The 13,985-nt window shown below is 62.1% G+C and carries 14 protein-coding genes; 10 read left to right on the top strand and 4 right to left on the bottom strand.

Going from position 1 to position 13,985, the window contains the following annotated elements; genetic code table 11:
* Window positions 1-48: 48 nt before the first annotated feature.
* Complete coding sequence (apbC, locus tag AC1RMG_RS15595; RefSeq protein WP_493169578.1) at window positions 49-1,143, top strand: iron-sulfur cluster carrier protein ApbC; 1,095 nt, start codon at window positions 49-51, stop codon at window positions 1,141-1,143.
* Between the two features lie 101 nt (window positions 1,144-1,244).
* Here apbC and AC1RMG_RS15590 read toward each other — a convergent pair whose 3' ends face one another.
* Window positions 1,245-2,003 (bottom strand): SDR family oxidoreductase, encoded by a 759-nt coding sequence (locus AC1RMG_RS15590; RefSeq protein WP_011063096.1) that lies wholly within the window; start codon window positions 2,001-2,003, stop codon window positions 1,245-1,247.
* Window positions 2,004-2,167: 164 nt separating this feature from the next.
* Between AC1RMG_RS15590 and AC1RMG_RS15585 the strand changes: the two genes are divergently transcribed.
* The 4 genes from AC1RMG_RS15585 (at window position 2,168) to groL (ending at window position 5,681) form a co-directional block, all read left to right on the top strand.
* Window positions 2,168-2,899 carry a HugZ family pyridoxamine 5'-phosphate oxidase gene (locus AC1RMG_RS15585; RefSeq protein ID WP_015636806.1) on the top strand — a complete coding sequence of 244 codons (732 nt, stop codon included), beginning with the start codon at window positions 2,168-2,170 and terminating at the stop codon, window positions 2,897-2,899.
* A 66-nt stretch (window positions 2,900-2,965) separates the two neighbouring features.
* The gene (locus AC1RMG_RS15580) at window positions 2,966-3,442 is read left to right on the top strand and encodes an FxsA family protein (RefSeq protein ID WP_011063094.1); all 477 of its coding nucleotides are present in this window, start codon (window positions 2,966-2,968) and stop codon (window positions 3,440-3,442) included.
* 252 nt (window positions 3,443-3,694) lie between these two features.
* Complete coding sequence (locus AC1RMG_RS15575; RefSeq protein ID WP_011063093.1) at window positions 3,695-3,988, top strand: co-chaperone GroES; 294 nt, start codon at window positions 3,695-3,697, stop codon at window positions 3,986-3,988.
* A 49-nt stretch (window positions 3,989-4,037) separates the two neighbouring features.
* Entirely contained in the window at window positions 4,038-5,681 is a 1,644-nt protein-coding gene (groL, locus tag AC1RMG_RS15570; protein WP_011063092.1) for a chaperonin GroEL, read from the top strand.
* A 141-nt stretch (window positions 5,682-5,822) separates the two neighbouring features.
* Here the strand turns inward: groL and AC1RMG_RS15565 are convergent, their stop codons facing one another.
* Window positions 5,823-7,772 (bottom strand): LTA synthase family protein, encoded by a 1,950-nt coding sequence (locus AC1RMG_RS15565; protein ID WP_493169576.1) that lies wholly within the window; start codon window positions 7,770-7,772, stop codon window positions 5,823-5,825.
* 204 nt (window positions 7,773-7,976) lie between these two features.
* Here AC1RMG_RS15565 and colR point away from each other — a divergent pair, with 204 nt between their 5' ends.
* The 5 genes from colR (at window position 7,977) to AC1RMG_RS15540 (ending at window position 11,754) form a co-directional block, all read left to right on the top strand.
* Window positions 7,977-8,660 carry a two-component system response regulator ColR gene (gene colR, locus AC1RMG_RS15560; RefSeq protein WP_011063090.1) on the top strand — a complete coding sequence of 228 codons (684 nt, stop codon included), beginning with the start codon at window positions 7,977-7,979 and terminating at the stop codon, window positions 8,658-8,660.
* Entirely contained in the window at window positions 8,650-9,930 is a 1,281-nt protein-coding gene (locus AC1RMG_RS15555; RefSeq protein WP_011063089.1) for a sensor histidine kinase, read from the top strand. Before colR ends, AC1RMG_RS15555 begins: the two co-directional genes overlap by 11 nt.
* Window positions 9,931-10,128: 198 nt before the next feature.
* Window positions 10,129-10,809, top strand: a complete 681-nt coding sequence (locus AC1RMG_RS15550) for a class I SAM-dependent methyltransferase (protein ID WP_011063088.1) — start codon at window positions 10,129-10,131, stop codon at window positions 10,807-10,809.
* A 4-nt stretch (window positions 10,810-10,813) separates the two neighbouring features.
* Window positions 10,814-11,527: a lipopolysaccharide kinase InaA family protein gene (locus tag AC1RMG_RS15545; RefSeq protein ID WP_011063087.1), complete on the top strand. Its 714-nt coding sequence runs from the start codon at window positions 10,814-10,816 to the stop codon at window positions 11,525-11,527.
* A gap of 2 nt (window positions 11,528-11,529) precedes the next feature.
* Window positions 11,530-11,754, top strand: a complete 225-nt coding sequence (locus AC1RMG_RS15540; protein WP_041119677.1) for a hypothetical protein — start codon at window positions 11,530-11,532, stop codon at window positions 11,752-11,754.
* A gap of 62 nt (window positions 11,755-11,816) precedes the next feature.
* On the opposite strand, the gene AC1RMG_RS15535 is transcribed toward AC1RMG_RS15540, so the two are convergent.
* Window positions 11,817-12,914 carry a DUF1513 domain-containing protein gene (locus AC1RMG_RS15535; RefSeq protein ID WP_015636803.1) on the bottom strand — a complete coding sequence of 366 codons (1,098 nt, stop codon included), beginning with the start codon at window positions 12,912-12,914 and terminating at the stop codon, window positions 11,817-11,819.
* A 2-nt stretch (window positions 12,915-12,916) separates the two neighbouring features.
* Complete coding sequence (locus AC1RMG_RS15530) at window positions 12,917-13,981, bottom strand: imelysin family protein (RefSeq protein WP_011063084.1); 1,065 nt, start codon at window positions 13,979-13,981, stop codon at window positions 12,917-12,919.
* Window positions 13,982-13,985: the final 4 nt, after the last annotated feature.

Genomic DNA, 13,985 nt, shown 5'->3' with positions numbered 1-13,985 from the left:
GGCGTAGGATAGCCGGCTGATTTTCCTGTCTTGTTATCGGAGTTGCCCATGAGCGCCGTCAATCGCGCAGCGGTGGAAGCCGTCCTTCGTCAATACACCGACCCTTACCTGAACCAGGACCCGGTCAGCGCCGGCTGCGTGCGGGACATCGAGGTCCAGGGCGACCGGGTCACGGTCCGCATGGAACTGGGTTATGCCGCCGGCCTGTTCAAGAGTGGCTGGGCGCAGATGCTGCAACTGGCCATCGAGGGCCTGGACGGCGTGAGCTCGGCCAAGGTCGAGATCAGCAGCGTCATTGCCGCGCACAAGGCCCAGGCGCAGATCCCGGGCCTGGCCAACGTCAAGAACGTGGTGGCGGTGGCTTCCGGCAAGGGCGGTGTGGGCAAGTCCACCACCGCGGCCAACCTGGCCCTGGCCCTGGCCCGCGAAGGCGCCAAGGTGGGGATTCTCGACGCCGATATCTATGGTCCGAGCCAGGGCATCATGTTCGGCATCGCCGAAGGCACCCGTCCGAAGATCAAGGACCAGAAGTGGTTCGTGCCGATCGAGTCCTACGGCGTGGAGGTCATGTCCATGGCCTTCCTCACCGATGACAACACGCCGATGGTCTGGCGCGGTCCTATGGTCTCCGGGGCCTTGCTGCAACTGGTGACCCAGACCGACTGGGGCAACCTGGACTACCTGGTGATCGACATGCCGCCAGGCACCGGCGACATCCAGCTGACCCTGGCGCAGAAAGTCCCGGTGGCCGGTGCGGTGATCGTCACCACGCCCCAGGACCTGGCTCTGCTGGATGCGCGCAAGGGCGTGGAGATGTTCCGCAAGGTCAACATCCCGGTGCTGGGCGTGGTGGAGAACATGGCGGTGCACATCTGCTCCAACTGCGGCCATGCCGAGCACCTGTTTGGCGAAGGCGGCGGCGAGAAGCTGGCCAGCCAGTACGACGTCGAGCTGCTGGCCTCGCTACCGCTGTCGATGCTGATCCGCGAGCAGGCCGACGGCGGCAAGCCGACGGTGATCGCCGAGCCGGAAAGCCAGATCGCCATGGTCTACCAGGAGTTGGCGCGGCATGTGGGCGCGCGCATTGTCTTGCAAGAAGCGGCCGCCCCGGCGATGCCCAACATCACCATCAGCGACGACTGAAGCCCCAGGCGGGTGAGTCATGTAGGAGCCGGCTTGCCGGCGAAGGCGTCCTCAAGATCGCTTTCGCCGGCAAGCCGGCTCCTCCCGTTGCGACGGCAGGATCAGACCCGCAGGCCGCCGTCCATTTCCAGGATGCGCCCGGTGTAGTAGTCGTTCTCGAAGATATAGGCCGCCGAGTGGGCGATCTCTTCCGGCTTGCCCATGCGCTTGAGGGGAATACCGGCGGTCATCTTTTCCAGGGCCTCGGGTTTCATGCCCAGGGTCATCTCGGTTTCGATAAAGCCCGGGGCAATGCCCGCCACGCGGATACCGTAACGCGCGAGCTCCTTGGCCCAGGTGACCGTGGCTGCCGCGACCCCGGCCTTGGCCGCGGAATAGTTGGTCTGGCCGATATTGCCGGCGCGGGAGATCGAAGAAATGTTGATGATCGCGCCGTTGTTTCCGAGCTCGATCATCTTCGCCGCCACTTCCCGGGTACAGAGGAAGACCCCGGTCAGGTTGACGTCGATCACCGCCTGCCACTGGGCCAGGCTCATCTTGGTCATCTGGCCGTCCTTGACCTTGACCAGCAGGCCGTCGCGCAGGATCCCGGCGTTGTTGATCAGGCCGTGGATGGCGCCAAAGTCCTCGGCGACCTGGGCCACCATGTGGTTCACCTGCTCTTCATCGGCGACGTTGCACAGATAGGCACGGGCTTCGACGCCGTGGGTCTTGCACGCCGCGACAGCCTGGTCGAGCTTTTCCTGGTTCAGATCGACCAATGCCAGCCGCGCGCCCCTGGCTGCGAAATACTCGGCCATGGAGCGGCCCAGACCTTGGCAACCGCCGGTGATAATGATTACTTTGTCAGTGAGTTGCATTCGCATGTCCCGCTAGCTGGTCTTGAGGGGAGTCCTTTTCGGGAACCCTCGTTCGGCGGCCGGACCTGGCCTGGCTGCAGATGAGAATTGCCCTGTTGGCGTAGCTGGAACAATGCTCCAGGCGCCCGTCCGTTTTCGACGGATTCTACATAAGGAGTCATAAAGTGAGCGTTGAAGCTGCCAAGAATGCACGAGAACTGCTGCTCAAGGAATATCGCGGGGTGCTGTCCACTCATTCCAAGGCCATGCCGGGATTTCCCTTCGGGTCCGTGGTGCCCTATTGCCTGGACGCCGAGGGCCGGCCGCTGATCCTGATCAGCCGTATCGCCCAGCACACCCACAACCTGCAGAAGGATCCCAAGTGCTCGCTGCTGGTGGGTGAGCGCGATGCCGATGACGTGCAGGCAGTCGGTCGCCTGACCTACCTGGCCGAGGCTGAGAAGCTCGAGGATGAGGCCGCCATCGAAGCCGCAGCCGAGCGTTACTACCGTTACTTTCCCGAGTCACAGAACTACCACAAGGCCCATGACTTCGATTTCTGGGTGCTCAAGCCGGTACGCCACCGCTACATCGGCGGCTTCGGGGCGATCCACTGGGTCGACCAACTGACCCTGGCCAACCCCTTCGCCGGAAAGGCCGAACTGAGCATGGTGGAACACATGAACAGCGACCATGCCAAGGCCATTGCCCACTATGTCCAGTTGACCGGGTTGCCGGACAACGCGCCTGCGCAGATGGCCGGGATCGATACCGAAGGCATGCACCTGCGCATCGGCCAGGCGTTGTATTGGCTGCCCTTCCAGGCGCCTTGCAATACGCCGACACAAGTACGCGAGGCCCTGGTTTTCCTGGCCCGAGCTGATCAATGGCCGAAAAATCCGCCCCTAGGTGCTTGAATTCACGAATTGGCGACGTCATTTACGGTCTACTGGAAGGCATTCTTCCGCAGAGGAAACCATTTGATGCGCCCTTTTCTGTTGCTCTTTTTACTTTTCCCGGTGCTCGAGCTGTTCGTCTTCGTCAAGGTCAGCGCGGCCATCGGGTTTTTCCCGGCGCTGCTGCTGATCATTCTCGGTTCGATGCTCGGTGTGCTGGTGTTGCGCGTGGCCGGTCTGGCCACGGCACTGCGTGCCCGTGAAAGCCTTAATCGTGGTGAGCTGCCGGCCCAGCAAATGCTCGAGGGCCTGATGCTGGCCCTGGGTGGTGGTTTGCTGATCCTGCCGGGTTTCATCAGCGATGTGTTCGGCCTGCTGATGCTGTTGCCGATCAGCCGTCGCCTGCTGGCCAATAAAATGCGCCAGCGTGCCGAGGAGCAGGCCCTGCGCCAGCGCGCCTTTGCCGACGACATGCGTGCCGCCCGTGGCGGCCCTGCGCCCCAGCAGCCGCTGGGCCGCGAGCCCAACGTGATCGAAGGCGAATTCGAGCACCGCGACTCCTGAGTCAGAAGCTCACGTCTCACGGCACCTTCGGGTGCCGTGTTCGTTTTGGCGCCAGCGATGTAAAAAATTTCATCGGCCAGCCCTTGTAATAACCTTATGCGCCCTTATGTAACGGTCACCGCAAGGTTTCTGGTGCTGACACCAGACAGACTTCCGCGGCTCGCTTGTCGAGCCGCACCCGGCAAAGCCGGATTTGCTAACCCGCCGGTATCGACACCGGCCGTTGAAAACCACAATTAGGAGAGATCGACAATGAAGCTTCGTCCTCTGCATGACCGCGTCGTCATCCGTCGCAGCGAAGAAGAATCGAAAACTGCCGGCGGTATCGTTCTGCCTGGTTCGGCTGCTGAAAAACCTAACCGTGGCGAAATCGTCGCTGTAGGTACCGGCCGTGTGCTGGACAACGGTGAAGTACGTGCGCTGGCCGTGAAAGTGGGTGACAAAGTGGTGTTTGGCCCGTACTCCGGCAGCAACACCGTGAAAGTCGATGGCGAAGATCTGCTGGTAATGGCCGAGAACGAGATTCTCGCTGTTATCGAAGGCTGATTTCCCGCGTATTTTCCCGCTACTACACAGTATTTAAGGAATATCGATCATGGCTGCTAAAGAAGTTAAATTCGGCGATTCCGCCCGCAAGAAAATGCTCACTGGTGTCAACGTTCTGGCTGACGCAGTAAAAGCGACCCTGGGCCCGAAAGGCCGTAACGTGATCATCGAGAAGAGCTTCGGCGCTCCGACCATCACCAAGGACGGCGTTTCCGTTGCCAAAGAAATCGAGCTGAAAGATCGCTTCGAAAACATGGGCGCGCAGCTGGTCAAAGACGTTGCCTCCCGTGCCAACGATGACGCTGGCGACGGCACCACCACCGCTACCGTTCTGGCTCAGTCGATCGTCAACGAAGGCCTGAAAGCCGTCGCTGCCGGCATGAACCCGATGGACCTGAAACGCGGTATCGACAAGGCGACCATCGCCATCGTCAAAGAACTGAAGGGTCTGTCCAAGCCATGCGCTGACTCCAAAGCCATCGCTCAGGTCGGCACCATCTCCGCCAACTCCGACAACTCCATCGGCGACATCATTGCCGAAGCCATGGAAAAAGTCGGTAAAGAAGGCGTGATCACCGTTGAAGAAGGCTCGGGCCTGGAAAACGAACTGTCTGTCGTAGAAGGCATGCAATTCGACCGCGGCTACCTGTCCCCTTACTTCATCAACAAGCCGGACACCATGGTCGCCGAACTCGACGGCCCGCTGATCCTGCTGGTGGACAAGAAGATCTCCAACATCCGCGAAATGCTGCCAGTGCTGGAAGCCGTTGCCAAAGCCGGCCGCCCACTGCTGATCGTGGCTGAAGACGTTGAAGGCGAAGCCCTGGCGACTCTGGTTGTGAACAACATGCGCGGCATCGTCAAAGTCGCTGCCGTCAAGGCACCTGGCTTCGGCGACCGTCGCAAGGCCATGCTGCAGGACATCGCCGTTCTGACCGGCGGTACCGTCATCTCCGAAGAGATCGGCCTGAGCCTGGAAAGCACCACCCTGGAGCACCTGGGTAACGCCAAGCGCGTGATCCTGTCCAAAGAAAACACCACCATCATCGACGGTGCTGGCGTTGAAGCGGACATCCAGGCTCGTGTGACTCAGATCCGTCAACAAGTCGCCGACACTTCGTCCGACTACGACCGTGAAAAACTGCAAGAGCGTCTGGCCAAGCTGTCCGGCGGCGTTGCAGTGATCAAGGTTGGCGCTGGTTCCGAAGTTGAAATGAAAGAGAAGAAAGCCCGCGTTGAAGACGCCCTGCACGCTACCCGTGCAGCCGTTGAAGAAGGCGTGGTACCTGGCGGCGGCGTAGCCCTGATCCGTGCTCTGCAAGGCATCAACGACCTGAAAGGCGACAACGCCGACCAGGACGTGGGTATCGCTGTACTGCGTCGCGCTATCGAAGCTCCACTGCGCCAGATCGTTGCCAACTCCGGTGACGAGCCAAGCGTTGTCGTGGACAAGGTCAAGCAGGGTGCCGGCAACTTCGGCTACAACGCTGCTACCAGCGAATACGGCGACATGATCGAAATGGGCATCCTGGATCCAACCAAGGTAACCCGTTCCGCGCTGCAAGCAGCTTCGTCCATCGGCGGTCTGATCCTGACCACCGAAGCCGCTGTTGCTGAAATCGTGGAAGACAAGCCTGCAGCTGGCGGCATGCCAGACATGGGCGGCATGGGTGGCATGGGCGGCATGATGTAAGCCAGCCTTACCCCTGTACTGAAAAAGCCCCGCCGGTGAAAGCCGGCGGGGCTTTTTTATGCCCCGGATATGGGGGGCGCCTGGATCTTCGCGGGCAAGCCTGCCCCACTTCTGTAGGAGCGGGCTTGCCCGCGAACGACTTCAGCGCTGGCTCAGTTCATCCGCCGCTGCCTTGGGCGCCTTCCAGCCCAGCAATTGCTGCTTGAAGCCATAACTGGCGCTCTGGTAGTAGCTGATGCCGCGCTGGATCAACGGATCGCTGTCCGCTACCCGGGATTCCTGGCTGGCGCCCAGGGCCTGGTCATGCCGGCGCAACCCCTGGCGCGGGCTGAGAATCGCCAGGTCCTGGCCGTCGAACAGGCCCAGGTGCTGATAGTTGCCCACCAGCACCCGGGGAGGCAGGGGGTTGTCCTGCAGCAGGTTGCGTCCGAAGAAGGTCGACTCGTAGTCCAGGTTCAACAGGCCCAGCAGGGTTGGCGCCAGGTCGATCTGGCTGGCCAGCTGTGCATTTTCCCGCGCCGGAATCAACTTGGGCGCATAGATGAACAACGGAATCTGATAGTTGCTGATGGGCAGGTCTTCCTTGCCCGCGCTGCCTGCGGTGTGGTCGGCGACAAACACGAAAATGGTGTTGTCGAACCAGGGCTTCTGGCGGGCTGCCTTGAGGAACTCGCCAATGGCGTAGTCGGTGTATTTGACCGCGCCGTCCCGGCCCTTGCCGGACTTGATGTCGATCCGGCCATCGGGATAGGTGTAAGGGCGATGGTTGGAGGTGGTCATCAGTTGCAACAGGAAGGGCCGCTGCTGTGCGTAGTCGGCGTCCGCCAGCTTCAGGGTCTGGGTGTAAAGGTCTTCGTCGGCCATGCCCCAGGCGTTCTTGAAGTGGATCTCGGATTCCTCGACGCTGCTCTGGTCCACCACGCGGTAGCCGTTGCCGCTGAAGAAGGCATTCATGTTGTCGAAGTAACCTCGGCCGCCATAGACAAACACACTGTCGTAACCCACGGCCCGCAGTTGCTGGCCAAGGCTGGCGAAACCACTTTCACGACCGATGCGCTTGACGATGGAGCGCCCCGGGGTGGGGGGAATCGCCAGGGTGATGGCTTCCAGGCCGCGGTCGGTGCGGGTGCCGGTGGCGTAGAAGTTGTTGAAGTACAGGCTCTGTGCGCGCAACGCATCCAGGTTCGGGGTCAGGTTGCGGTCGTCGCCGTTGCTGCCCATGTATTTGGCGCTGAAGCTCTCTATGGTCACCAGGACGATGTTGGGGGTGCGTGGAGCCCCCGGGTTGTCGATGGCGCGCCGGATATCCAGCGGGTCCTTGCCGATGAAGCGGGCATTGGGTTCATTCAGTTCGGCGCGCATCTGGCGGGCCACCACATCGGCGGGCAGGCTGCGATAGAACTGCTGGTAGTCCAGTTCGTTGTTGCGAAAGGCGGCAAAGAACTGATAGGGGCCGTTGCTCGCCAGTTCGTTCTGATAGGCGTTGCCGCCCTGGCTGCGCGGGCTGTCCTGGCTGAGCAGTTGCAGGCTGGCGCCGGCCACCAGCAGCAGGCCGAGGGCACTGAGCAGGCGGCCACGCAGAGGCGGCAAGGGCGCATCCAGCGCAGCCTTCAGGGGCTTGCGCAGGGCCAGGCTCAGGGCGATTGCCGCCAGGGCCAGCAGGCTCATGTACAGGCCGATCGGGTAGGACTCGAGAATGTTGTTGAGAACCTCGTCGGAGTACACCAGGTAATCGACGGCGATGAAGTTGAAGCGCACGCCGAATTCATCCCAGAACAGCCACTCCGCCACGGCCGTGAACAGCATGGCGAACAGGCTCAGGCTGAACAGGCCCTGCAACAGCCAGCGGTGGCCGCGTCGACGCCACAGGGCGGGTGGGCAGAGCACCAGGTACAGGCCCAGGGGCAGGGCGGCATAGGCCAGGAAACCCAGGTCGTAGAGCAGGCCGACGCCAAACAGCGGCAGCCAGCCGCTACCGGCTTCGTCGAGGTGGGTGAGCAGCAAAATGCCGCGGGTCAGCAGGAAAATCGCCAGCCAGGTGCTGGTCAGCAGCAGCACGAAACGCGCCGGAGCTGTCTTGAGAAGATCCATCAGAGGGTGTTCCTTGGGGGCAAATGGCCCGCAGTCTGGGGTTGTCCCTGTAGTCAGCTTGTGAACCGCTGGTGAAAATATTGTTAAGCCCCCAGGCTCGGGAAAACTCTGCCAGGCACCGGCCGACAAGGCTGGCGGCGAGCCGGTCTTGGCCTTAAGCTGCGCGAGCCAAGATGGCCGTAACCCTGTACGGAGAGAGTGCCGATGCGAATTCTACTGGTTGAAGACAACCGCGATATTCTCGCCAACCTGGCTGACTACCTGGGGCTCAAGGGCTATACCGTGGATTGCGCCCAGGATGGCCTGTCCGGGTTGCACCTGGCGGCCACTGAGCATTACGACCTGATCGTGCTCGATATCATGCTGCCGGGAATCGATGGCTATACCCTGTGCAAGCGCCTGCGCGAAGACGCCCGGCGTGATACTCCGGTGATCATGCTCACCGCCCGCGACCAGCTCGACGACCGCCTTCAGGGCTTCAAGTCCGGGGCGGATGACTACCTGCTCAAACCCTTCGCTCTCTCGGAACTGGCGGCGCGTATCGAGGCGGTGATGCGCCGTTCCCAGGGTGGTGGCCGTCGGTCGCTGCAGGTTGGCGACCTGAGCTACGACCTCGATACCCTGGAGGTCACCCGCGAAGGCCGCTTGCTCAAGCTCAACCCCGTGGGCCTCAAGCTGCTGGCGGTGCTGATGCAGAAAAGCCCCCATGTGCTGCGTCGGGAGATCCTCGAAGAAGCCCTGTGGGGCGACGATTGCCCGGACAGCGACAGCCTGCGCAGCCACGTTCACCAATTGCGCCAGGTGATCGACAAGCCGTTCGCCAAGCCGCTGCTGCACACCGTGCACGGTGTCGGGTACCGCCTGGCCGAGGGCCGAGATGGAGTTTAAGCAGAGCCTTGCCCAGCGCATCATCATCGCCTTTGCGTTGATGAGCGCACTGGTGGCGGGGGCGTTCGCCATGGGTATCGTGGCGACGGTGCACCTGGTGGAGGAGAAGCTCATCTCCGCAGGCCTGGGCGGTGACCTGCAACGCCTGTTGCTGATGGATAACGTCGGCGACTGGAGCCACCGTCCCGAGCCCGACCAGTTGTTCTACTACAGTGGCGGGCGCGGCGACTTCGAGCTGCCCAAGGATTTGCGCCATCTGGATCCGGGTTTCCACGAGGTGTTCCGCGAGGAGTTGTCCTATCACGCCATGGTCGAGGTGGTGGACGGTCGGCGCTATGTGCTGCTGCAGGACCAGAGCGATTTCGAAGAGCGCGAGCGGGTGCTGTTCGCCGTGGTGCTGGTAGGTTTTGTCCTGAGCCTGGCGCTGGCGGTGTTTCTCGGCTGGATCCTGGCTCGCCGGGTGATGGCGCCGGTAGTGCGTCTTGCCCGGCAGGTGCGCCACCGGGATCAACTGCTGGGCCTGGCTCCGCCCCTGGCGCCGGACTACGCGGCAGATGAGGTAGGAGAGCTGGCCATTGCCTTCGATGCAACCCTGGGCCGCTTGCGCCAGGCCTTGAGCCGCGAGCGGCTGTTCACCAGCGACGTCAGTCACGAACTGCGCACGCCATTGATGGTTCTGGCCACTTCCTGCGAGCTGCTGCTGGAGAATCCACGGCTGGACCCCCGTGGGCGAGCCCAGGTCGAACGCATCGCTCGTGCTTGCGACGAGATGCGCGAGCTGGTGCAGACGTTCCTGATGCTGGCCCGAGCCCAGCGTGAAGATGCCAGCATGTCGCCGCAGCTGAGCCTGAGCCAGGCGGCCAGTGACTTGACCGGTATCTGGCGCGAAGCCATCGAGGCCAAGGGGCTCGAGCTGATCTTCGAGCCCGGAACCCCAGGTGACAATCGCTACAACGCCACCTTCCTGCATGCGGTGATGGGCAACCTGCTGCGCAACGCCTTGCACTACACCGAACAGGGTTTCATCCGCCTGAGCCTGGTGCCCGATGGATTCGTGGTGGAGGACAGCGGCGTGGGCATTCCCGAGGAGAAGCGCGAGGCAATGTTCCAGCCGTTTGTGCGGGGCGATGAAAAGCGTGGGGAAGGCCTGGGGCTGGGGCTGTCCCTGGTGCAGCGGATCTGCGAGAACCAGGGCTGGACTGTCAGCCTCACTACCATGACGCCCAATGGCTGTCGTTTTTTCGTTCAGCTGAACTCGGCCAAGGCCTGATTGTTCTTTCCCGGCCCTGTTTTACGGGGCCGGTCACTTGTCGTTTTTTCCTCTTAAGTGGCCCCAGGCCACTGTCCTCAGCCTGTAAAACCCTGAAATATTTCCTCGTTGGACGGTACGAAGTTTTCACAAAGGGATGACCTGTCGCTGACACGTCGCTGCTTAAGGTGGCGCCATCAGTTGCAGGAGACTTTGATGATGGCTACGCCGATCAAGCTGGAATTTTCCGAAAAATACGATGCCCAACACGCCCAGGAATACCTGCTCAAGCACCAGGATGGTCTGGCGCGGCAGTTGTCCCACAAGCGTGACGAACAATTGGCCCGTACTGCGCTGGCCCTGGCGGGAGAGCCCGGGCTGGTACTGGACCTGCCCTGCGGTGCCGGTCGTTTCTGGCCGCTGCTGGCAGAAAAAACCAATCGAGTGATCATTGGCGCTGACAATTCAGCGGCTATGCTGAGTACCGCCACGGTGGCCCAACCGGCAGACGTGGTAAAACGGGTACGGCCCTTGCAGACCTCTGCGTTTGCCATTGATTTGCCAGACAACGCCGTGGACTGCATTTTCTCCATGCGTTTATTGCACCACATAGGCCAAGCGGAGCACCGCATGGCGCTGCTACGGGAGTTTCAGCGGGTCAGCCGTGACAGCGTGATCATCTCGTTGTGGGTCGATGGCAACTTCAAGGCCTGGAAACGCAAGCGCATGGAGCGCAAGCGCCAGGCTGAAGTTGGGCAGGAGGGTTACCAGAATCGTTTTGTGTTACCGGCGGCCACGGTCGAAGAAGAATTCAGGCAAGCCGGCTTTCGTGTCCAGGAGCACCTGGACTTCTTTCCGCTCTACGCCATGTGGCGGGTCTACGTATTACGCAAGAGGTAAGAGGATGGCTGTTGAATGTGCTTCGGAACTGGATGCCGCGCCCACAGATTGCTTCGAATACTTCTGGAACAAACAAGGTGAATGGGTCGAGGAACCCAATCAGCGTCGAGGCGGCGAGAGCGGCGTCCAACGCATTCAAAGCAGTAGCGGCGGCCTGCTCTATGCCAAGCGGCAGATCGGGCACATTCATCGCAGTTGGTTGCACCCTTTCGGGCGACCGACGGTCCTGCGTGAGCGCGAGGCTCTGCAAGGCCTGCGCCTGCTGGACGTAGAGGTCCCGGAACTGGTGTTCTGCGGGGCCCGGCGTGGCCCGGAGCGACAATGGCAGGCGTTGCTGGTCACCGCAGCGCTGGAGGGCTTCATGGAGGTCGACAACTGGTATGCCGCCGGTGGGCGCGAGCGCCATGGTGAAGCCTTTCATGATCGTTTGTTGCAGGCAGTGGCTGCGACCCTGGCGCGCATGCACAAGGGGCGCTGGCAACATGGTTGCCTGTACGCCAAGCACGTTTTCGTACGGGTGGACGGCGAGGGCGAGCAGGCTCAGGTGCGAGTCGCATTGCTGGATTTCGAGAAATGCCGCCAGCGCTTGAGCAGCCGCCGGGCCGCAGCCCATGACCTCAAGCAACTGCGTCGCCATTCGTCGTGGAATGACGCGGACTGGCAAAAGCTCTACTACTTTTACAAGACGGTGTTTGGCAGCCCCATCAAAGGTTTATAGCGATGAAGCTAGAAATTGCACGAGGTTTGTTCCTGGCAGGAGCCTTGGCAGTCGCTTCTTTGGCCGTAGCTGCCTGGGAGCAGCCGCGCACGCAGGTCCTGAGCGCCCAGGGAGACGCCCATTGCCCGTTGCCGCGGGTGGCCAAAGCCTCTGTGGCGGTCAAGCCCGATCATGATCTGTTGCTGTTCATGTTCGGCATGGCTCAAGGATTGAAACCCCAGAGTTGAAGCTTGTTCAGCCCCTAGAAAAAGGCCTCGCAATGCGAGGCCTTTTGTTTGCCCGGAAATGATCAGATCAGATGCAGGTGGTTGTCCCACAGGCCCGCTGGAAGGTCCAGGGGCTTGGCCACGATCTGCGTCTGGCGGCAGTCGTAGAAACGGCAGCGACCTTGTCCCGAGGTCACCACGAAGCCATCGGCTACCGCTCCGACACCGGCGCAATCGGGCAGCGGGGCGTCGACCCGCACGGCACCGCTGTCCAGGTCCCAGATAAAGAAGCGGTTGCCCCGGGGAGCGGTCAGGGCCACCAGCCGCAGGTCGCTGTGCACTGCCACGCTGGCGGTGTAGTGCCCCATGGCCTGCAATTGTTCCTGGGCTACCGGGAAGGGGGCGAAAGGCTGGCCGGGACGCTTGATCGCCAACAGTTCCGAGGATTCGTGGGCGGCGCCCATGAACTGCTGGCCGGTGACTATGGTGCCGTCGCCGGCAATGCCCATGTGGCGCACGCTGTTCATCTGCTGGGCCAGGGTTTCCTTGCTCAGCAGCGTGCCATCGCGCTGCATCAGGACCAGGCTCGGTTCCATGGCGTCAAGGTTCATCTCCACCCGGCTTTCGGCTTCGGTACGGATACCGCCGTTGGCCACCACCAGGGTTTCCCCGTCGGGCATCCATGACACCTGGTGGGGGCCGATGCCATGGGTGGACAGCTCGCCGCTGTGCACCAGGCGCTCACCCTCGAAGCGGTAGACACCCAGCAGGCCCCGGCCCGGGTCCCGGGTATCGTTCTCGGTGGCGTACAGCCATTCGCCGCTCTTGTGGATCACCGCATGTCCGTAGAAATGCCGGTCCGGTTGCGCGGTCAGGGTCTGCAGGAGCGCGCCGTTGCGCAGGTCGATCAGGTAGCTTTCGGTGCCCGGGCGCCGCGCCACGAACAGGGCGATGGGCAGTTGCGGGTGGTTGATGATGTCATGGCAACGTTGGCCGACCTGGGTGGCAAACACCTGTTTACCGTCCAGTTGATAACCGACGGCGTAATGCTTGCCGTCACCATCGTCCCTGGCCGAAAGCAGCAAGGGCTGCTTGCCCTTTTGCTTGAACAGCGTCCAGCCGCCCAAGGTCACCGCACTGAGCAGCAGGCTGCCCAGTGCCAAAGCCTGACGTCGCAGCATCATCAGTCACCGTCGTTGGCGTTGAAGCCCAGTTGGATCCCCAGCGCCTTGGCCAATTCGCCTTCATGCAGGCGGTGGACCACGTTGAGGCTGTCATACAGGTCGTTGAGTTGCTGGCGGCCAGCGTCGTCACTGAGCATTTCGGTCAGCGAGCGCTGGGTGCTGGCGAAGAGTTTCAGCGAGGCGGCGTAGGCGGCGTCGATCTTGTCGGCCAGAGGCTTCTGATCGGCAGGCAACAGGCCGCGCAGGCCCTTGTTGTCGACCCCGGCCCAGACTGTCTGGGCAGCGCTGAGGCTGGCTTCCAGGCCCTGCAGGGACGACTGGCTGCGCCAGGCATCGGCCTGGAACGGCTGCGGGATGCCCTTGGTCTGGCGGCCCATCGGCGTGCCGAGCTTCTTCTTCAGGGTATCCAGAGCCGTGACCTGGACCCGCAGCAGGTCGGCGATGGCCTCGTGGGAATCGGCGTACCGCTGGTTGGGGAACTTGCTCATCTGCGCGAGCATGCCGTCGTTGGTGTTCCAGCTCGACAGGATTTCTTCGGCCAGTTGTTTCTGGCGCTCACCAATGGCAGTCAGCAGCGGGCAGTAGCGGGCTTTCTGCGCGCTGTCGGCCATGTCGATCTTGCTGTCGAAGAGGATGTATTCGTAGGCCGACAGCCCCTGCACCACGACGCTGGACTTGGCCAGGGCGGCGGCATCGATCTGCGGGTTGGCGGTGACCAGTTGCTCCACCTGACGGCCCACCAGGTTCTTCTTGTCCGGCCAGAACTGGACCTGCCAGGAGCGGTTGCCCTCGGCCAGTGGGCCGATCAGCAACGGCTGGAGCTCGGCCCAGGCTTTTTGCGCATGGAGGAAGTCGGCCCGGGCGGTGTCCAGGCTTTCCTTGCCTTCACAGAAGGCCAGGGCACTGATGGCCAGCTGGCGGTCGGCGTCGACCCAGCGACTGTAGGTCGGCAGGATGACCTGCTTGGCGATGGCCGCCGAGGTCACGGCTTGTGGGTCCTGGGGCGAGCAGGCGCCCAGGGCGAGTGCGGCAAGGCTGGTGAACAGCAGTTTGGGGCGGAACATGTTC

Source organism: Pseudomonas sp. GW822-FHT04H02, assembly GCF_058800645.1.
The sequence above is the reverse complement of the archived record's forward strand: the minus strand, read 5'-3'. Positions and strand labels throughout refer to the sequence as shown.